Raw genomic sequence first — 18,779 nt, forward strand, 5'->3', positions numbered from 1 at the left:
GGGGTGGGGGAGGCGCTCACGTGCCGATCTCCGTGCGGACGGCGTAGAGCTCGGGGAAGAACGTCAGCTGAAGGGCCTTGGCGAGGAAGCCGACGCCGGAGGAGCCGCCGGTGCCGCGCTTGAAGCCGATGGTGCGCTCGACGGTCTTCAGGTGCCGGAAGCGCCACAGCTGGAAGTTGTCCTCCAGGTCCACCAGCTCCTCGCAGGCCTCGTACTCCTCCCAGAACTCCTCGGCGCGCTCGTAGACGCGCTGCAGCACCGGCACGAGGGCGGGGGTGAGGACGTGGGCGAGGGTGACGTCGCGCTCCAGCAGCTCGGTGGGCACGGCGTGGCCGCGGCGGGCCAGCAGGCGCAGGAACTCGTCGTACAGGCTGGGTGCGCGCAGCAGCTCCTCCAGCTGCGAGCGCGCGGCCGCGTCGTGGGCGAAGACGTCGAGCATCCTCGCGTCCTTGTTGCCCAGGGCGAACTCGACGGCGCGGTACTGGTGGGACTGGAAGCCCGAGGAGCTGGCCAGGGAGCCGCGGAACTGCGCGTACTCCGTCGGGGTCAGCGTCGCCAGGACCGACCACTGCTCGGTGAGGGTGCGCTGGACGTGCTTGACGCGGGCGATCTGCTTCAGGGCCCGCTTGAGGTCGTCGGCGGCCAGCGCCGCCACCGCGGCGCGCAGCTCGTGCAGGACCAGCTTCAGCCACAGCTCGCTGGTCTGGTGCTGGACGATGAAGAGCAGCTCGTCGTGGTGCTCGGGCACGCTCAGCGGGTGCTGGGCGCTCAGCAGCTCGTCCAGGTGCAGGTAGGCGCCGTAGGACATCTCGCGGCTGAAGTCGGTGACCACGCCCTCCTCCACCGCGCGGGTGCCGCCCGGGGTGCCCCCGCCCGTGCCCCCGCTCACCGCGCGCTCCCCGCCAGCAGCGCGCGCAGGGCGAGGAGGCCGTCGAGGACCTCGCCGAAGCCGGTGGACAGCGGTGCCAGGCCGATGCGGACGCCGTCGGGGGCGCGGAAGTCGGGGAGCACCCCCTGCCGCCACAGCTGCTCGGTGACGGCCCGGAAGTCCGCGCCCGAGGTGCCCTCGCGCAGGGTGAGGTGCCCGCCGCGGCGCTGCGGCTCGCGGGGGGTGGCCACCTGCACGCCCAGCGGCACCAGCAGCTCGTCGGCCAGCTGCAGGGCGAAGGAGGTCAGCCGCAGCGACTTGGCGCGCACGGCCGCGATCCCCACGCGCTCCAGCTGCTCGGCGCCCACCCGCACCGGGACCATGCCCAGGATCGGCGGGGTGCCGGAGACCAGCTGGCGCACGCCCGGGCCCGGCTGGTAGCCGGCGCCCATCGCGAAGGGGTCGGCGTGCCCCATCCAGCCCTGCACCGGCTGGCGCAGCACGCCGTGGTGGCGGGCGGCGAGGTAGGCGAAGGCGGGGGCGCCGGGGCCGCCGTTGAGGTACTTGTACGTGCAGCCCACGGCCATGTCGACGCCCCAGGCGTCCAGGGCCAGCTCCACGGAGCCGGTGGAGTGGCTGAGGTCCCACAGCACCAGGGCACCGGCCTGGTGCACGGCGCGGGTGATCGCCTCGGCGTCGGCCAGGTGCCCCGAGCGGTAGGCGACGTGGCTGAAGGTGGCCAGCGCGGTGCGCGGGCCGAGCGCAGCGGCGACCTGCTCGGGGGTGATCCCGGCGGCGGGGTCGGTCTCGATCCAGCGCAGCCGCAGGCCGCGCTCGGCGGCCACACCCTCGAGCACGAAGCGGTCGGTGGGGAAGTTGTCGGTGTCGCAGACGATCTCGTCGCGCACCACGGCGCCGTCGCCGTCGCGGCCGGTGGCGGCCGCGGCGTCCACGGCCGCGCGCACCAGCTTGTAGAAGAGGACGGTGGTGGAGTCGGCGACCACGGTCTGCCCGGGTGCGGCGCCGAGCGCGGCGCGCCCGATGAGGTCGCCCAGCTGCTGCGGCCAGTCCATCCAGCCGCCCGCCGCCGCGCCGCTGCCGGCCAGGGCGGCGGTGGCGTCGGCGCCCGCGGCGCTGGCCGGGCCGGCGGTCCAGCCGCGGATGAGCTGCCCGCCCCACTGCTCGCGCACGAAGGCCTCGACCGCGCCGGCGGTGGCCTTCAGCGGGCGGCCCAGGGAGTTGCCGTCCAGGTAGGAGCCCACCCCGGGCGCGGCCTCCAGCAGGAACTCCGCGCGCAGCGCGGCCAGCGGGTCCTCGGCGTCCAGCCGGTCGGCCCGCCGCCGCAGCGCCGCCACGGCGTCCCGGGTGGCGTCCTCGCGGTCGGGAGCTGCGGTGTCGGGCATGGCGGGAGTGTAGGGACACCCGCAGGTCACGAACCGAGCACCGAGCGGAGTCGGTCGGCAACGCGCCGACACCGATCCACCGCGCGATGTCCGGCGTGCGGGTTAGGGTCGAGCGCATCCACCGCCCGTCCGGCACGACCGGCCGAGCACAGAGGGGAGATGCGCCATGACGGAGCCCCAGCGCCGCTTCGGTGGCGGAGGTGAGCGGGACGCCCGCCACCTCGCCGCGCTCGAGGAGCAGCTCGGAGCCGCCCGGACCCGACTCGCCCAGGTCAGCGCCCAGAACGACCGCCTCGCCACCACGCTGCGGGAGGCGCGCGACCAGATCGTCTCGCTGAAGGCGGAGGTCGACCGGCTCGGTCAGCCCCCCGCCCAGTACGCCACGTTCCTGCAGGCCGCCGACGACGGCACGGCGGACATCATGTCCGCCGGCCGGCGCATGCGGGTCGCGGTCAGCCCGGCCGTCGACCTCGACGCGCTGCGCCCCGGCCAGGACGTCATGGTCAACGAGGCGATGAACGTCGTGGCGGCCTTCGACTACGAGCGCACCGGCGAGCTGGCCACGGTCAAGGAGGTGCTGGAGGACGGGCGCGCGCTCGTGCTGGCCCGCGCCGACGAGGAGCGCGTGGTCCGCCTGGCCGGCCCGCTGGTGGACGGCCCGCTGCGGGTGGGCGACTCCCTGACGATCGACACCCGCTCCGGCTTCGCCTTCGAGCGCATCCCCAAGGCCGAGGTCGAGGAGCTCGTGCTCGAGGAGGTCCCCGACATCGACTACGAGGACATCGGCGGCCTGGGCCCGCAGATCGAGGCCATCCGCGACGCCGTCGAGCTGCCCTTCCTGCACGCGGACCTCTTCCGCGAGCACGGGCTGCGCCCGCCCAAGGGCATCCTGCTGTACGGCCCGCCCGGCTGCGGCAAGACGCTCATCGCCAAGGCCGTCGCCAACTCGCTGGCCAAGAAGGCCGCCGAGCTGCGCGGGCAGACGCAGGCCAAGAGCTACTTCCTCAACATCAAGGGCCCGGAGCTGCTCAACAAGTACGTCGGCGAGACCGAGCGGCACATCCGGCTGATCTTCGCCCGCGCCCGCGAGAAGGCCAGCGGCGGCACCCCCGTCGTCGTCTTCTTCGACGAGATGGAGTCGCTGTTCCGCACCCGCGGCTCCGGCGTCAGCTCCGACGTGGAGACGACGATCGTGCCGCAGCTGCTGAGCGAGCTGGACGGCGTGGAGCGGCTGGAGAACGTCATCGTCATCGGCGCCTCCAACCGCGAGGACATGATCGACCCGGCGATCCTGCGCCCGGGCCGCCTGGACGTGAAGATCAAGATCGAGCGCCCGGACGCCGAGAGCGCGGGCCAGATCTTCGCCAAGTACCTGACCGCCGACCTGCCGCTGCACGCCGACGACGTGGCGGTCAACGGGGGCAGCGAGCAGGCCGCCGTGGACGCGATGATCCAGGCCACGGTGGAGCGCATGTACACCGAGAGCCCGGAGAACGAGTTCCTCGAGGTCACCTACGCCGGCGGCGACAAGGAGGTCCTGTACTACAAGGACTTCAACTCCGGCGCGATGATCCAGAACATCGTCGACCGCGCGAAGAAGATGGCCATCAAGGACCTGCTGACCCTGCAGCAGCGGGGCCTGCGGGTGGAGCACCTCATGAGCGCCTGCGTCGACGAGTTCAAGGAGAACGAGGACCTGCCCAACACCACCAACCCCGACGACTGGGCCCGCATCTCCGGCAAGAAGGGCGAGCGGATCGTCTTCATCCGCACCCTGACGCAGGGCAAGAAGGGCACCGAGGCGGGACGCTCCATCGACACCGTCGCCAACACCGGCCAGTACCTGTGAGCACCGGCCGGCGCCGCTGAGGCGCCGGCCGGCCACCGCGGGCCCGGGCGCTCACGCCCCCGCCGGCGGCGGCCCCGGGTCGTGCCACCAGCGCGGCCACGCCCGCAGCAGCGCCCTGCTGTCCGGCACGAACGGCCAGGCGGGGTCGGCCAGCCGCTCGCGCAGCGCCGCGGCGGGCTCCCACCAGCCCTCGGCGACCTCCTCGGGCTGCAGGCGCAGCGGCGTGCCGTCCCACCACGCCTCGAAGACGACGGCCAGGTGGTGGGTGCGCTCGTCGCGGTACCAGCGCCGCAGCACCGGGTGCAGCGGCACGCGCACGCCCAGCTCCTCGTGCAGCTCGCGGACCGCGGCCGCGGCGGGGTCCTCGCCGGCGCCGACCACCCCGCCGGCCAGGCAGTCGTGCGCCCCCGGGTTGACGTCCTTGACGTCGGTGCGCCGGTGCACGAAGACGCGGCCGGTGCCGTCGCGCAGCAGGACGCCCGTCGCGGCGTGCGGCAGGTTGGCCGCGCGCACCCGCGCGCGGGTGGCGGTGCCGGTGACGCGGCCCGCCGGGTCGCCGGGCTCGTACAGGTCGACGAGTTCGCTCACCCGGCGCAGCGTAGGACTCACGCACGGCCACGGGCGGGGGACGGCGGGCGACGCGCGTGCGACCTGGGGTGGACGCGCGGGTGACCGGTGTCTCCCCTTCGTCGGATCCGCCGCGAGCGGCCAGCGCCTAGGGTTGCCGCGTGCCCACCCCGTGCCCGACCCCGCGCCTGCGCGCCCCGCTGCGCGCGCTCGCCGCCGCCTGCGGTGCGGCCCTGCTGCTGAGCGCCGCCGGCTGCAGCTCCGAGGAGGAGCCGGAGGTCACCACGCGGGCCGTCACCCGCGGGGACGTGCGCGAGGTCGTCGAGGCCCCCGGCACCGTGCAGCCGCGCGCGTCCGCCGTGGTGAAGGCCCCCGCCGCGGGCACCGTGGCCACGCTGCAGGTCGGCGACGGGCAGGACGTGCAGGCCGGCCAGGTGCTCATGACCATCGACTCCCCGTCGGCCGTGGCGAACCTGGAGCAGGCGCGGCGCGCCGACGCCGAGGCCGCCGACGGCGGTCCCTCGCAGTCCTCGGCGGTCAGCGCCTCGCAGCTGGAGCGCCAGCAGCGCAGGGCCCGCGCCGACGCCGAGGCCCGCTTCGCGGCGGCCGAGCAGCAGGCGCAGGCGATCCCCGACCCGGCCGCGCAGGCCGCCGCGCTGGCCGCGGTGCAGTCCTCGCGCACCCAGTACCAGCTGCTGTCGGCGCAGACGCAGGCGCTGGTGGACCAGGTCAACGCCGGGCTCGGCAACGTCGACGCGGCCGTGGCCTCGCTCAGCCAGGCGCAGCGGGTGCAGACGCGGGCGGCCGTGCAGGCCGCGCAGGCCACCGTCGACGCGCTGACCGTGGTGGCCCCCATCGCCGGCAAGGTCTCCCTGGCCGCCAGCGGCGGCGCCGGCTCGCCGGCGCTGCCGGCCGGGGCCGAGCAGCTGCTGGCCGGCAGCGGCGTGCAGCTGCCCGGCGGCGCGCTGGGCGGCTCCGAGCCCGGGGCGGCCGGTGCGCCGGTCATCGCCCAGGGCGCGGCCGTGGCCGCGGGCAGCACGCTGCTCAGCGTCGTCGACGCCTCGGTGCTGAGCCTGACGGCCGACGTCGACGAGACCGACGTGCTCACCGTGCGGCCGGGCGTCGGCGCGGACGTGAGCGTCGACGCCGTCGAGGGCGCCACCTACCGCGGCACCGTGACCAGCGTGGACCCGACCGCCAGGACCGGCGGCGGCGGCGCGGTCACCTACACCGTGCGGCTGAGCTACGACGGGGGCACCGCGGGCGACGGCGCCCCCGCGGTGACGCCGCTGCCCGGCATGTCGGCGACGGTGGCGCTGGCGGTGCAGGAGGTCACCGGCGTCGTCGCGGTCCCCGCCGCGGCGGTGGTGCGCGCGGGCGCCGAGGGCGGCGACGCCGACTCGGACTCCGTCTGGGTCGTCGAGGACGGCCGGGCCGAGCGCCGCGAGGTGAGCGTCGGGGTGCGCGGGGAGCAGGTCGTGGAGATCACCCGGGGCCTGCGCGAGGGGGAGCAGGTCGTCACCGCGGGCGCCGGCGACGTCACCGAGGGGCAGCAGGTCCCGTGAGCCGGGAGCACCGCACCGCCGAGCGCCCCGCCCAGCACCTCGCCGAGCAGCCCGCCGACGAGCGCACCCCGGCGATCGAGGTCGTCGACGTCACCCGCAGCTACGCCTTCGGCTCCACGACGGTGGACGCCCTGCGCGGGGTGAGCTTCCGCATCGACGAGGGGGAGTACACCGCGATCATCGGGCCCAGCGGCTCCGGCAAGTCCACGCTCATGCACCTGCTGGGCTGCCTGGACCGGCCCACCTCCGGCCGGCTGCGGGTGAGCGGGCGCGACATCGGGGAGCTGTCCGACGCGGAGCTGGCGCAGCTGCGCAACCGGGAGATCGGCTTCGTCTTCCAGGCCTTCCAGCTGCTGCCGCGCTCCACCGCCCTCGACAACGTGGCCCTGCCGCTGCTGTACCGGGGCGTCGGCGCGGGCGAGCGGCGCGAGCGCGCGGCCGCGGCGCTGCGCGCGGTGAACCTGGGGCACCGCCTCACCCACCGCCCCACCCAGATGTCCGGCGGCGAGCAGCAGCGCGTCGCGATCGCGCGCGCCCTGGTGGGCGAGCCGCGCATCCTGCTGGCCGACGAGCCCACGGGCAACCTGGACTCCAGGAACGGCGCCGAGGTCATGCGCATCCTCGAGGAGCTCAACGGCGAGCGCGGCGTCGCCGTCGTCCTCGTCACCCACGACGACGAGGTCGCCGCCCGCGCGCACCGGCAGGTGCGGGTGCGCGACGGCCTCGTCGAGCGCGACAGCGCCGCACCCGCGCCCGCGCCCGCACCGCGCGGGGCCGACGACGACGTCCATGACGACGTCCATGACGACGCCGATGACGGCGCCGGCGTGCGGAGGCTGGGCGCGTGAAGGGTCTGGAGGCCTTCCGCGTCGCGCTGGACGCCCTGCGGGGCAACCGGCTGCGCAGCCTGCTGACGATGCTGGGCATCATCATCGGCATCGCCGCGGTCATCGTCGTCGTCTCGATCGGCTCCGGCGCCCGCCAGCAGATCCAGTCCCAGGTCGAGGGCCTGGGCTCCAACCTCATCCTCGTCGTGCCGGGCCAGTTCGACACCGGCAACCTGTCCTCGAACGCGCCGGCGACCTCGACGCTGCAGATCTCCGACGGCGAGCTGCTCGCCGACGTCGTCGGCGACGCGGCGGCGGTGACCGCCCGCGTCGGCTCCGGCGCGCAGGTGCGCGCGGGCACGGTCGAGCGCTTCACCACCGTGCAGGGCTCGGACCAGAACCTGCCGGAGGTCTTCGACCGGCCCGTGGCGGAGGGCTCGTACTTCACCGGCGCCGACGTCGACGCCCGCCGCCGGGTCGCCGTCCTCGGCTCGCGCACCGCGGAGCTGCTCTTCCCCGGCGCGGACCCGATCGGGCGGCAGGTGACGATCTCCGGCACCCGCTTCCGCGTCATCGGGGTGCTGGCCGAGCAGGGCGAGTCCTTCGGGGTCTCGCAGGACAACGAGGTCCACGTCCCCATCACCACCGCGCAGCGGCTGTTCGCCGTCGACCGCGTGGACGCCTTCGCGGTCAAGGCGCCCTCGGCGCAGTCCGTGCCGCAGCTGTCCGAGCAGCTGTGGCGGGCGCTGAAGGACGAGTACCCCGACCAGACCTTCAGCGCGGTCACCCAGACGCAGATCCTCGGCGTCATCGGGCAGATCCTCGGCCTGCTCACCGCCGTGCTGGCGGCCATCGCCGGCATCTCGCTGCTGGTGGGCGGGGTGGGGGTCTCCAACATCATGCTGGTGTCGGTGCGCGAGCGGACCCGCGAGATCGGCCTGCGCAAGGCGCTGGGCGCCCGCCAGCGCGACGTGCTCGTGCAGTTCCTCGTCGAGGCCGTGCTGCTCACCACCGTCGGCGGCCTCGTCGGGATCGCGATCGGCGTGGCGTGCTCGCTGCTGGTGGACCGCCTCTCCCCGCTGCCGGCGGTCATCGAGTGGTGGAGCCCGGCCGTGGCGTTCGCGGTCTCGGCCGCCGTCGGCATCTTCTTCGGCGTCTTCCCGGCCCGGCGCGCCGGGCGGCTGGACCCCGTGGTGGCGCTGCGCACCGACTGAGGCGCCCGGCGCGGGGACGGGTGCGCCCGCCGCGCGGCGGGACCGTAGGGTCGCCTCGTGACTGTGCGACGGGTGACCGGCCTGGAGACCGAGTACGGCATCTCGGTGCCCGGCGACCCCGGCGCCAACCCCATGCTGCTGTCCGCGCAGGTCGTCAACGCCTACGCCGCCCCCACCTCCGGTGCCCGCCCGCGCTGGGACTACGAGGACGAGGCGCCGCTGCGCGACGCGCGCGGCTTCGAGCTGGAGCGCGCCAAGGCGCACCCCTCGCAGCTGACCGACGCGCCCGGCCGGCGCGGCGGCGGGCGGCGGGCGGCGCCCAACGCCTCCGACGTCGCCACGGCCGAGACCGAGGACCCGACGATGGCCAACGTCATCCTCACCAACGGGGCCCGCTTCTACGTCGACCACGCCCACCCCGAGTACTCCTCCCCGGAGGTGCTCACCCCCCGCGACGCGGTGCGCTGGGACAAGGCGGGGGAACTGATCCTGCTGGAGGCGCTGCGGCGGGTGGCGGCCACCCCGGGCCTGACGCCGGTGACGATCTACAAGAACAACACCGACGGCAAGGGCGCCTCCTACGGCACCCACGAGAACTACCTCATGGACCGGGCCACGCCCTTCGGCGACGTCGTGCGCCACCTGGTCCCCTTCTTCGTCTCCCGGCAGGTCTTCACCGGCGCCGGGCGCGTCGGCATCGGCCAGGACTCCGCCCGGGCCGGCTTCCAGCTCTCCCAGCGCGCCGACTTCTTCGAGGTCGAGGTCGGGCTGGAGACGACGATGAAGCGGCCCATCATCAACACCCGCGACGAGCCGCACGCCACCGCGGACCGCTACCGGCGCCTGCACGTCATCGTCGGCGACGCCACGATGTGCGAGGTCGCCACGCTGCTGAAGGTGGGCACCACCTCGCTGGTGCTGGCGATGCTGGAGGCCGGTGCCCTCGCCGGCGGCCCGGCGGGGGACCTGACGCCGGCCGAGCCGGTGCGCGCGCTGCACGAGGTCTCCCACGACCCGGGCCTGACGCAGCTGGTGCGGCTGCGCGACGGGCGGCGGATGACGGCCCTGCAGATGCAGCGGGCCTACCTGGAGGCGGCGCGGGCCTTCGTCGAGGACCGCCTCGGCGCCGACGCCGACGCCGACACCCTGGAGGTGCTGCAGCGCTGGGAGTCGGTGCTCACCAAGCTGGAGACCGACGTCTTCTCCGCGGCCCGCCAGGTCGACTGGGTCGCCAAGCTGCGGCTGCTGGAGGGCTACCGCTCCCGCGACGGGCTGGCCTGGGACAGCGCGCGCCTGCAGGCGGTGGACCTGCAGTGGTCCGACGTGCGCCCCGAGAAGGGGCTGTACCTCAAGCTCGCCGAGCGCGGGCAGGTGGAGCTGCTGCTGGACCCGGCCTCGGTGCGCCGCGCCGTCGAGCACCCCCCGGAGGACACCCGCGCCTACTTCCGCGGCGAGTGCCTGGCCCGCTACGGGCCGCGGGTGGCCGCCGCCAGCTGGGACTCGGTGATCTTCGACGTCGCCGGCCGCGGCGCGCTGCAGCGGGTGCCCACGCTGGAGCCGCTGCGCGGCACGCGCGAGCACGTGGGGGCCCTGCTGGACCGCTGCGCCACCGCCGAGGACCTCGTCGCCGCCCTGACCGGCGGGTGAGCCGCGGCGCAAAAGCGCTCACCGCGGCGGGCGCGGGGTTAGTGTCGGGACCGAGCCGGGTCGCACGACCCGGCGCTGAACGAGCCGTCAGGGGGACCAGCCGATGCCTGGACAGGAGCAGCAGCGCCCGAGCCGTCGTGAGGAGGAGGTCGAGGAGACCCCCGTCGTCCCCGCGCAGGCCAGCGCGGAGACCACCGAGACGGACGCCGACGTCGACGCCCTCCTGGACGAGATCGACGAGGTCCTGGAGTCCAACTCCGAGGAGTTCGTGCGCGGCTTCGTGCAGAAGGGCGGCCAGTAGCCGACCCGCGGGCCGGCCACCGGCCCGCCGGCAGCCGGCCCGCCCCGGCTCCCCCCGGCACCCTCCGGGGGCGCCGGGTAGGGTCGCGAGCGTGAGCAGCCACCTCCACGGCGACCCCAGCGGACGGCTCCCGGCAGCGTTCCTGCGGCCGGGGTCCTCCTCCTTCACCGACTTCGTGCGCGAGTACTCCCCGGACCTGCTGCCGTCCTCGCGGCGGCTGCCCGGCAGCGCCGCGAGCGGCATGCCCACCGGGGGGCCGGGCGCGGGCCAGCCCCCGCACGCCACCACCATCGTCGCGCTCGTCTTCGCCGACGGCGTCGTCATGGCCGGTGACCGCCGCGCCACCGCCGGGCCGATGATCGCCCAGCGCGACATCCAGAAGGTCTTCCAGACCGACGAGCACTCCTGCGCCGGCATCGCCGGCACCGCCGGGCTGGCCGTGGAGATGGTCCGCCTCTTCCAGGTCGAGCTGGAGCACTTCGAGAAGCTCGAGGGCGCGCTGATGTCCTTCGAGGGCAAGGCCAACCGCCTCTCGGCGATGATCCGCGGCAACCTGGGCATGGCGCTGCAGGGCCTGGCCGTCGTCCCGCTCTTCGCCGGCTACGACCTCGACGCCGGCCGCGGGCGCATCGTGGGCTACGACATCACCGGCGGGCGCAGCGAGGAGCACGAGCACCACACCGTCGGCTCGGGCTCCCTCTTCGCCCGCGGCGCGCTGAAGAAGCTGTACCGCCCCGGCATGGACGAGGCCGCGACGGTGCGGGTGGCGCTGGAGGCGCTGTGGGACGCCGCCGACGACGACTCCGCGACCGGCGGCCCCGACCTGCTGCGCAAGATCTGGCCGGTGGTGGCCGTGGTCACCGCCGACGGCTTCCGGCGCGTCGGCGACGAGGAGCTCGAGCCCGTCGTCGAGGCCCTCGTCGCCGGCCGCCGCGGCAACCCCGGCGGCAACCCCGGCATCACCGGCGCCGGCGCCGGGACCCAGCAGAGCCAGGAGGCCTGAGCCGTGAGCGTGCCGTTCTACGTCTCGCCCGAGCAGTTGATGAAGGACAAGGCGGACTACGCCCGCAAGGGCATCGCCCGCGGCCGCGCCGTCGTGGTCGTCGCCCACGCCGGCGGCATCGCCTTCGTCTCCGAGAACGCCTCCCGGGCGCTGCACAAGATCTCCGAGATCTACGACCGCGTCGCCTTCGCCGCCGTCGGCAAGTACAACGAGTTCGAGAACCTGCGCGTGGCCGGGGTGCGCTACGCCGACGTGCGCGGCTACTCCTACGACCGCAGCGACGTCACCGCCCGGGGCCTGGCCAACGCCTACGCCCAGACGCTGGGGGCGATCTTCACCACCGAGTCCAAGCCCTACGAGGTCGAGCTCGTCGTCGCCGAGGTCGGGCGCAGCCCCGAGACCGACCAGATCTACCGCCTCACCTACGACGGCTCGGTGGCCGACGAGCACGGCTACGTGGCGATGGGTGGCTCCGCGGAGCAGATCACCGCCAAGCTGGCCGACCGCTGGCACCCGGGGCTGTCCCTGGAGCAGGCGCTGCGCCTGGCCGTGGAGGCGCTGGGCTCCGACGCGGCCGCCGAGGCCGCCGGCGGCGGGCCGCGCGCCATCGCCCCCGACCAGCTCGAGGTCGCCGTCCTGGACCGCGCCCGCGAGCGCCGCACCTTCCGCCGGCTGGGCGCGGGCACCCTCGCCCAGCTGCTCGCGGCGCCCGGGGCGGCCTCCGCACCGGCCGCCGGCGAGCAGCAGCCGGGTCCGGACACCCCGCCGGAGCGCTGAGGCGCGGGCGCGCCGGTGCCCCGGCACCGGCGCGCCACCGGTCCGACATGACGCGTTTCACTGCGCCGCAGGACGCGCCAGTGCCTATGGTGGAGCAATGGATCGCCGGATCTTCGGGCTGGAAACCGAGTTCGGCGTCACCTGTGCTTTCGAGGGGCAGCGCAAGCTCTCCCCGGACGAGGTGGCCCGGTACTTGTTCCGCAAGGTCGTCTCGTGGGGACGCTCGAGCAACGTGTTCCTCAAGAACGGGGCGCGCCTGTACCTCGACGTGGGCTCGCACCCCGAGTACGCCTCGCCGGAGTGCGACGACGTGCGCCAGCTGGTCGTCCACGACCGGGCCGGGGAGCGCACCCTGGAGGGCCTGCTCACCGACGCCGAGCGGCGCCTGGAGGAGGAGGGAATCGCCGGGGAGGTCTTCCTCTTCAAGAACAACACCGACTCCGCGGGCAACTCCTACGGCTGCCACGAGAACTACCTGGTCTCCCGGCACGGGGAGTTCGGCCGCCTCTCGGACGTGCTCATCCCCTTCCTGGTCAGCCGCCAGCTGATCGTGGGCGCCGGCAAGGTCGTCCAGACGCCCCGGGGGGCCGCCTTCTCCCTCTCCCAGCGCGCCGACCACATCTGGGAGGGCGTCTCCAGCGCCACCACCCGCAGCCGCCCCATCATCAACACGCGCGACGAGCCGCACGCCGACGCCGAGCGCTACCGCCGCCTGCACGTCATCGTCGGCGACTCCAACATGTCCGAGACGACGACGATGCTCAAGCTCGGCGCCACCGACCTCGTCCTGCGGATGGTCGAGGAGGGCGTGCCGCTGCGCGAGATGACGATGGAGAACCCGATCCGGGCCATCCGCGAGATCAGCCACGACACCACCGGCCGCAAGCCGGTGCGCCTGGCCAACGGCCGCGAGGCCAGCGCCCTGGAGATCCAGGAGGAGTACCTGGAGCGGGCCAAGGAGTTCGTCGAGGGCCGCGGGCTGCAGACGCCCACGATCAAGCGGGTGCTGGACCTGTGGGAGCGGGCGCTGCGCGCGGTGGCCACCCAGGACTTCTCCCTGGTGGACCGCGAGGTCGACTGGGTCATCAAGAAGAAGCTCCTGGACCGCTACATGGCCAAGCACGACCTGCCGCTGACCTCCCCGCGCATCGCGCGCCTGGACCTGGCCTACCACGACATCCACCGCAAGCGGGGGCTGCACTACATGCTCGCCGCGCGCGGCATGGCCGAGCGGGTCTGCTCCGACATCGAGGTCTTCGAGGCGCTGAGCGTGCCGCCGCAGACGACCCGGGCCAAGCTGCGCGGCGACTTCGTGCGCGCCGCCCAGGAGAAGCGCCGCGACTTCACCGTCGACTGGGTGCACCTCAAGCTCAACGACCAGGCCCAGCGCACGGTGCTGTGCAAGGACCCGTTCAAGGCCGTCGACGACCGCGTGGAGCGGCTCATCGACAGCATGTGACGGTCGGACGGCCCGCGCACAGGTCACCCGGTTAGGGTGGGGAAGTTCGACCCGACGAGATGTGAGGACTTCCGTGCGCCGCCGTACCGCCGTCCTGTCCGCCTCCGCCGCCCTGGCGGTGTCCCTGGTGCTGGGCGCCTGCGCGTCCGAGCAGGACACCCCCAGCGCTGCCGAGCAGAGCGCGTCGGCGTCCGCCTCCGCCGCGACCATCGAGCCCGCCGCCACCGACGACGCGCTGGCCGTCACCGTCACGGGCGAGGTGAACCCGACGGTGAAGCCGACGGTGCAGATCACCGCGCCGCTGGCGGTCACCGAGACCACCCGCAAGGTCGTCGCCCCCGGCAGCGGTGCCGAGGTGGCGGCCACCGACGAGGTGCAGTTCGCCTACGCCCTCTACGCCGGCTCCACCGGCGAGGAGCTCGACTCCAGCTACGGCAAGACGGACTCCCGCTTCGAGCTGGCCAACATCACCAAGGGCCTGGCCCGCGGCTTCGTCGGCTCCCACGTCGGCGACCGCCTGGCCATCGCCATCGCCCCCGACGACGGCTTCGGCGAGGCCGTGACCCAGTTCGGCAAGCAGGGCGTCGACGCGCAGACCACGATCGTCGTCGTCGCCGACGTCGTGCGCGTCGTCCCCACGATGGCCGAGGGCACCCCGGTCACCCCGCCCGCCAACCTCCCGACGGTCACCACCGACGACGAGGGCGTGCCCACGGGCTTCACCATCACCGACAAGACGCCGCCGGCGCAGACCGTGGCGCAGCCGCTGATCCAGGGCACCGGCCCGGCCGTCGCCACCGGGCAGAACCTCAAGGTGCAGTACCTCGGCGCCCGCCTGGAGGACGGCAGCGTCTTCGACCAGTCCTGGTCGCGCGGCGAGCCGTTCGAGTTCGTCATCGGCCAGGGCAACGTCATCAAGGGCTGGGACAGCGGCCTGGTGGGTCAGGCCGTCGGCAGCCGGGTGCTGCTCGTGATCCCGGGGGCCGAGGCGTACGGTGACCAGCCGGCGAACCCGCAGCAGCCCGCGGGCACGCTGGTGTTCGTCGTCGACATCCTCGACGCGTACTGACCCCCGACCTGACCGACCCGACCGAGCAGACCCCCGAGAGGACCCCCGTGACCGACCGCACCAAGCCCGAGATCGACTTCCCCGAGGGCCAGCCGCCGGCCGACCTGGAGATCACCGACGAGGTCGTCGGCGACGGCGCCGAGGCCACCCCCGGGCGCACCGTCAGCGCCCACTACGTCGGCGTGGCCTTCAGCACCGGCGAGGAGTTCGACTCCTCCTGGAACCGCGGCCAGCCGCTGGACTTCCCCCTGGGCGCCGGCATGGTCATCCAGGGCTGGGACCGCGGCATCGCCGGCATGAAGGTCGGCGGCCGGCGCAAGCTCGTCATCCCGCCGCACCTGGGCTACGGCGACCGCGGCGCCGGCGGCGCCATCAAGGGCGGCGAGACCCTCATCTTCGTCGTCGACCTCGTCGACGTGAAGTGAGCTGACCCACCGCTCGACCGCTGACCGGCCCCGCTGCGGTGATCTTCCACGGTGCACCGTGGAAGATCACCGCAGCGGGGCCGTCGTGCGTCAGGCGGGGGCGCCCGCGCCGAGCAGGCGCGCGGCGTGGCGGCCGGCGGCGGCGGCCAGCAGGAAGGCGGCCCGGTCCTCCTCCAGGCCCCGGCCCATCGTCGACAGCCGCACCGGGCAGCCGGCCAGCGCCGCGTCCAGCCCCTCCCGGGGCACCTGCACGTAGCGGTGCCGCCCCCCGCCGGCGGTGCACAGCCCGCGCGCCTGCGCGCGCACCCCGTCGTGGAAGCCGCCCGGGGCGTCGGTCACCACGACGTCGGCCGGTGCCAGCGCGACCCGCCCGACCGCGGTCAGGGAGTGGTGCGAGACGCCGCGGTGGCGCGGGCGCGGGTCGGCCTCGGAGACCCGCAGCGCGGCCACGGGCCGCCCGCGCAGGACGGCGGCGGCGTTGAGCGCCTCGCCGGCGGCCACGCCGGAGAACCCCCACCGCGAGCCGGTGCCGAGGTTGCCCGGCCCCTGGGCGACGACGACCACGTCGGCGCCCACGACGAGGCGGGCCGCCAGCAGCCCGGTGTGCACGGTCGCGGTCTCCAGGTCGCCGCCGAAGCTCTGCCCGGTGCTGATGCACGCGGCAAGCCAGCCCGCCTCGCGCAGCCCTGCGACGGCGCGGGAGAAGGCCGCGGGCAGGGCGCCGCCGTCGGTGAGCACGTAGGCGACGCGGGCGCCGGGGGCGTCGGCGCGCACCCCGGCCACCACCGCGGGCAGCGCCGAGTGCAGGTCGGCGACGACGACGGGGGTGCCGGCGAGGTCGTCGGCGTCGGCGAGGACGTCGTGGTGGGGGGACTCCTGGTCGTCGGCGCCCAGCACCATCGTCTGCAGCGGGGTGTAGCGGGCCTTGACGAGGTGGCCGGGGCCCGCGGGCGGGTCGGCGGGCAGCGCGTCGGGCAGGGCGACGACGAGGGCGTAGCCGCCCGTGCCCAGCCCGCGGGCCAGCGCCGAGGTGTTGAGCAGGACGCGGTCGCCCGGGCGGGGGGTGCCCACGAGGTCGGGGTGGGCCAGGGCCCGCACCTCGGCGCCCGCCTCCTCGCCCACGTCCGCGCCCGCGTCGAGGACGGCGACCAGCTCCACCGACCCGGGCCAGGTGCCGGTCAGCCGCTGCACCGTCGCCGAGCGCCACCTGATCGTCACGCCCTGAGCGTACGAGGGGTTGCCCGCGGCGCCCGGTCGGGTAGCGTCCGATCACCATGACCTCCGCGACCAGCAGCAGCCCGGGCGGAGCGGCCGCCGCCGCCCGCGGAGCGCGGCGCACCGAGCGGCTGCTCAACCTCGTCATCGCCCTGTCGGCCACGCGCCGCTGGCTGACGAAGGAGCAGATCCGCACCGCGGTGCCGCAGTACGCCGACTGCGCGACGACGACGGCCTTCGAGCGCATGTTCGAGCGCGACAAGGAGGACCTGCGCGAGCTCGGGGTGCCGCTGGAGACCGGCGGCGAGGACCCGCTGTTCGAGGACGAGGCCGGTTACCGCATCGACCGCGACGCCTACGCGCTGCCGGAGATCCGCTTCACCCCGGGGGAGCTGGCGGTGCTGTCGCTGGCCAGCCGGGTGTGGCAGCAGGCGAGCCTGGCGGGCCCGGCGACGCGGGCGCTGGTGAAGCTGCGCAGCCTGGGCGTGGAGCCGGACGAGTCCTCGCTGGTGGGCCTGGAACCGCGGGTGCGCACCAGCGAGCCGGCCTTCGACCCGCTGTACGCGGCCACCCGCGACCGGGCGCCGGTCTCCTTCACCTACCGGCGCGCCGGGGGCGAGCCGTCGGTGCGGCACGTGGAGCCGTGGGCCATCGTCAGCTGGCACGGGCGCTGGTACCTCGTGGGCCACGACCGCGACCGCGACGCCTCGCGGGTCTTCCGGCTCTCGCGGGTGTCCTCGGCCGTCAAGCGCATCGGCAGGCCCGGCTCCTACCGGGTGCCCGAGGGCGTCGACCCGCGCGAGGTGGTGGCGGGCACGGTCGGGACGGTGCAGACGCGCCCGGCGCGGCTGCTGGTGCGCTCGGGCGCCGGGCTGGCGCTGCGCCGGCGGGCGACGTCGGTGGAGCCCGGCCCGGGGGAGGACGTCGTCGTGGTGGACGTCAGCGACGTGGAGACGAGCGCGGACGAGATCGCCAGCTACGGCGCGGACGTCGTCGTCCTGGAGCCGCCGCAGCTGCGGGAGGCGGTCGTGCGCCGGCTGCGGGGCGCGGCGGGCCTGGGACCGGCGCAGCAGCAGGGGGTGGGCGCGTGAGCGGGCGGGCGTCGACGGAGCGGCTGTCGCGGCTGCTGGCGATGGTGCCGTACCTGCTGACCCACCAGGGCATCCCGCTGGAGGAGGCGGCCGAGCACTTCGCCATCACCACCGACGACCTCGTGCACGACCTGGAGCTGCTCTTCGTGTGCGGCACGCCGGGCCACCTGCCCGACGACCTCATCGACGCGGAGTGGGAGTCCGGCCGGGTCTACCTGTCCAACGCCGACCCCATCGCGCGGCCCGCGCGGCTGGCGATCGACGAGGCGGTGGCGCTGCTGGTGGGGCTGCGCACCCTGGAGCAGGTGCCCGGTCTGCACGACCGCGAGGCCCTGGAGGGGGCCATGGCCAAGCTGTCGGCCGCCACGGGGGAGGCGGCGGCGACCGCCGGTGCGGTGGCCGTCGACGTGCGCACCGACGCCGAGAGCGCGCTCGTGCTGGAGGCCTGCCGGCTGGCGCTGCGCGAGCGGCGGCGCCTGCACCTGGCCTACCTGGTGCCCAGCCGCGACGAGCGCACGGAGCGCGACGTGGACCCCATGCGGCTGCTGAGCGTGGAGGGCCGCTGGTACCTGGAGGCGTGGTGCCACCGCGCCGAGGGGGTGCGGCTGTTCCGCGTCGACCGCGTCGAGCGCGCCGAGGTGCTGGAGGCCGACGGCACGCCGCCGCCGCAGGCGGTCTCGCGCGACGTGGGCACCGAGCTGTTCACCGCGAGCCCGGACGACCTGGTGGTGACGCTGGACCTGGCGCCGCAGGCGTCCTGGGTCGTCGACTACTACCCGGTGGAGTCCGTGGAGCCGGCCCGCGAGGACGGCTGGGAGGAGGCCTCGCTGCGCGTGCGGCTGCGCACCGCCGACACCCGCTGGGTGCACCGGCTGCTGCTGCGGCTGGGCGCGGGAGCGCGCGTGGTGGACCCGCCGGAGCTCGCGGTGCGGGTGCGCGAGGGTGCCCTGGCGGCGCTGCAGCGGTACTCCTGAACCGCGGGCGGCCACCCGGACGCCTCGCTTCGTGACCAGTAGTGACGAAGTGCAGGCACACAGTGACGGAGTGTGTCAACCTCGCCGGAAGAGGGCGTTCAAGGCATCGCGAGGACGTGCCGAAGCAGTGGTTGTCGGACGGCGGGAGCGCCGCCGGACCACACACGAACCGGAAGGTGCCACCATGACCACGATCAAGGCCTCCTGCCCCTGCTGCGGCGACGTCGAGCTCACGCCCAAGCAGGTCCGTCTCGTGGTCTGCTCGGCCAAGGAGCGCTCGTTCTACGCGTTCGACTGCCCCAAGTGCACCGACGAGGTCCGCAAGCCGGCCGGCGAGGACGTCGTGGCCCTGCTCGTCTCCGGCGGTGTCGCCGTCGAGCGCTGGACCATCCCGGCCGAGGCCATGGAGGTCCACACCGGCTCCACCATCGCCTGGGACGACGTCCTCGACTTCGCCCTCGTGCTGGACTCCTGCGACGACCTGGCCTCGCTGGCCGGCCGCGGCATGCGCTCGGTGCGCTGAGG

At 74.8% G+C, this 18,779-nt stretch carries 17 protein-coding genes and 1 pseudogene; 14 read left to right on the forward strand and 4 right to left on the reverse strand.

Translation table 11 applies throughout. The features are described 5' to 3' along the window. Positions 1 to 16: 16 nt before the first annotated feature. Complete coding sequence (locus tag GTQ99_RS26715) at positions 17 to 889, reverse strand: tryptophan 2,3-dioxygenase (protein WP_338074797.1); 873 nt, start codon at positions 887 to 889, stop codon at positions 17 to 19. Beyond that, positions 886 to 2,271: a kynureninase gene (locus GTQ99_RS07850; RefSeq protein ID WP_205707012.1), complete on the reverse strand. Its 1,386-nt coding sequence runs from the start codon at positions 2,269 to 2,271 to the stop codon at positions 886 to 888. The genes GTQ99_RS26715 and GTQ99_RS07850 overlap by 4 nt, the downstream gene beginning before the upstream one ends. Positions 2,272 to 2,485: 214 nt before the next feature. Here GTQ99_RS07850 and arc point away from each other — a divergent pair. Next, positions 2,486 to 4,120 (forward strand): annotated as a pseudogene (gene arc, locus GTQ99_RS07855) (proteasome ATPase); the annotation flags it as partial. 51 nt (positions 4,121 to 4,171) lie between these two features. On the opposite strand, the gene GTQ99_RS07860 reads toward arc, so the two are convergent. Beyond that, a complete protein-coding gene (locus tag GTQ99_RS07860) occupies positions 4,172 to 4,708 on the reverse strand; it encodes an NUDIX domain-containing protein (protein WP_166615190.1) in 537 nt (178 codons plus the stop codon). A 140-nt stretch (positions 4,709 to 4,848) separates the two neighbouring features. On the opposite strand from GTQ99_RS07860, the gene GTQ99_RS07865 reads away from it, so the two are divergent. From GTQ99_RS07865 to GTQ99_RS07910, 10 genes are all read left to right on the forward strand, one after another. After that, on the forward strand, positions 4,849 to 6,252 hold the full coding sequence (locus GTQ99_RS07865; protein WP_166615191.1) for a permuted SH3 domain-containing protein: 1,404 nt from the start codon (positions 4,849 to 4,851) through the stop codon (positions 6,250 to 6,252). 74 nt (positions 6,253 to 6,326) lie between these two features. Continuing rightward, complete coding sequence (locus tag GTQ99_RS07870; RefSeq protein WP_166615202.1) at positions 6,327 to 7,100, forward strand: ABC transporter ATP-binding protein; 774 nt, start codon at positions 6,327 to 6,329, stop codon at positions 7,098 to 7,100. After that, positions 7,097 to 8,293 carry an ABC transporter permease gene (locus GTQ99_RS07875; protein ID WP_166615192.1) on the forward strand — a complete coding sequence of 399 codons (1,197 nt, stop codon included), beginning with the start codon at positions 7,097 to 7,099 and terminating at the stop codon, positions 8,291 to 8,293. The genes GTQ99_RS07870 and GTQ99_RS07875 overlap by 4 nt, the downstream gene beginning before the upstream one ends. Positions 8,294 to 8,350: 57 nt before the next feature. Beyond that, positions 8,351 to 9,940 (forward strand): depupylase/deamidase Dop, encoded by a 1,590-nt coding sequence (dop, locus tag GTQ99_RS07880; RefSeq protein WP_166615193.1) that lies wholly within the window; start codon positions 8,351 to 8,353, stop codon positions 9,938 to 9,940. 103 nt (positions 9,941 to 10,043) lie between these two features. After that, positions 10,044 to 10,241, forward strand: a complete 198-nt coding sequence (locus tag GTQ99_RS07885; RefSeq protein ID WP_166615194.1) for a ubiquitin-like protein Pup — start codon at positions 10,044 to 10,046, stop codon at positions 10,239 to 10,241. A 91-nt stretch (positions 10,242 to 10,332) separates the two neighbouring features. Continuing rightward, positions 10,333 to 11,244, forward strand: a complete 912-nt coding sequence (prcB, locus tag GTQ99_RS07890) for a proteasome subunit beta (protein WP_166615195.1) — start codon at positions 10,333 to 10,335, stop codon at positions 11,242 to 11,244. A gap of 3 nt (positions 11,245 to 11,247) precedes the next feature. Next, the gene (prcA, locus tag GTQ99_RS07895; RefSeq protein ID WP_338074799.1) at positions 11,248 to 12,021 is read left to right on the forward strand and encodes a proteasome subunit alpha; all 774 of its coding nucleotides are present in this window, start codon (positions 11,248 to 11,250) and stop codon (positions 12,019 to 12,021) included. Positions 12,022 to 12,118: 97 nt separating this feature from the next. Then, positions 12,119 to 13,480 carry a Pup--protein ligase gene (gene pafA / locus GTQ99_RS07900; protein ID WP_166615196.1) on the forward strand — a complete coding sequence of 454 codons (1,362 nt, stop codon included), beginning with the start codon at positions 12,119 to 12,121 and terminating at the stop codon, positions 13,478 to 13,480. Between the two features lie 73 nt (positions 13,481 to 13,553). Then, positions 13,554 to 14,549: an FKBP-type peptidyl-prolyl cis-trans isomerase gene (locus GTQ99_RS26720; protein ID WP_205707013.1), complete on the forward strand. Its 996-nt coding sequence runs from the start codon at positions 13,554 to 13,556 to the stop codon at positions 14,547 to 14,549. A 47-nt stretch (positions 14,550 to 14,596) separates the two neighbouring features. Continuing rightward, positions 14,597 to 14,974: an FKBP-type peptidyl-prolyl cis-trans isomerase gene (locus tag GTQ99_RS07910; RefSeq protein WP_166615197.1), complete on the forward strand. Its 378-nt coding sequence runs from the start codon at positions 14,597 to 14,599 to the stop codon at positions 14,972 to 14,974. Between the two features lie 90 nt (positions 14,975 to 15,064). Here GTQ99_RS07910 and GTQ99_RS07915 read toward each other — a convergent pair whose 3' ends face one another. Continuing rightward, positions 15,065 to 16,192 carry a DUF3866 family protein gene (locus tag GTQ99_RS07915; RefSeq protein ID WP_166615198.1) on the reverse strand — a complete coding sequence of 376 codons (1,128 nt, stop codon included), beginning with the start codon at positions 16,190 to 16,192 and terminating at the stop codon, positions 15,065 to 15,067. Between the two features lie 56 nt (positions 16,193 to 16,248). Here GTQ99_RS07915 and GTQ99_RS07920 point away from each other — a divergent pair, with 56 nt between their 5' ends. From GTQ99_RS07920 to GTQ99_RS07930, 3 genes are all read left to right on the forward strand, one after another. Beyond that, positions 16,249 to 17,280 carry a helix-turn-helix transcriptional regulator gene (locus GTQ99_RS07920; RefSeq protein ID WP_166615199.1) on the forward strand — a complete coding sequence of 344 codons (1,032 nt, stop codon included), beginning with the start codon at positions 16,249 to 16,251 and terminating at the stop codon, positions 17,278 to 17,280. After that, the gene (locus GTQ99_RS07925; protein WP_166615200.1) at positions 17,277 to 18,254 is read left to right on the forward strand and encodes a WYL domain-containing protein; all 978 of its coding nucleotides are present in this window, start codon (positions 17,277 to 17,279) and stop codon (positions 18,252 to 18,254) included. The genes GTQ99_RS07920 and GTQ99_RS07925 overlap by 4 nt, the downstream gene beginning before the upstream one ends. Before the next feature lie 184 nt (positions 18,255 to 18,438). Further along, complete coding sequence (locus GTQ99_RS07930) at positions 18,439 to 18,777, forward strand: hypothetical protein (protein WP_166615201.1); 339 nt, start codon at positions 18,439 to 18,441, stop codon at positions 18,775 to 18,777. Positions 18,778 to 18,779 lie beyond the last annotated feature (2 nt).

Source organism: Kineococcus vitellinus (assembly GCF_009906315.1).
Taxonomy (GTDB): Bacteria; Actinomycetota; Actinomycetes; order Actinomycetales; family Kineococcaceae; genus Kineococcus; species Kineococcus vitellinus.

Bases quoted from the DNA above. Each gene is read 5' to 3' on its own strand.
- GTQ99_RS07850 (WP_205707012.1), bottom strand. From the start codon at position 2,271: ATGCCCGACACCGCAGCTCCCGACCGCGAGGACGCCACCCGGGACGCC.
- GTQ99_RS07885 (WP_166615194.1), top strand. From the start codon at position 10,044: ATGCCTGGACAGGAGCAGCAGCGCCCGAGCCGTCGTGAGGAGGAGGTC.
- pafA (WP_166615196.1), top strand. From the start codon at position 12,119: ATGGATCGCCGGATCTTCGGGCTGGAAACCGAGTTCGGCGTCACCTGT.
- GTQ99_RS07920 (WP_166615199.1), top strand. From the start codon at position 16,249: ATGACCTCCGCGACCAGCAGCAGCCCGGGCGGAGCGGCCGCCGCCGCC.
- GTQ99_RS07930 (WP_166615201.1), top strand. From the start codon at position 18,439: ATGACCACGATCAAGGCCTCCTGCCCCTGCTGCGGCGACGTCGAGCTC.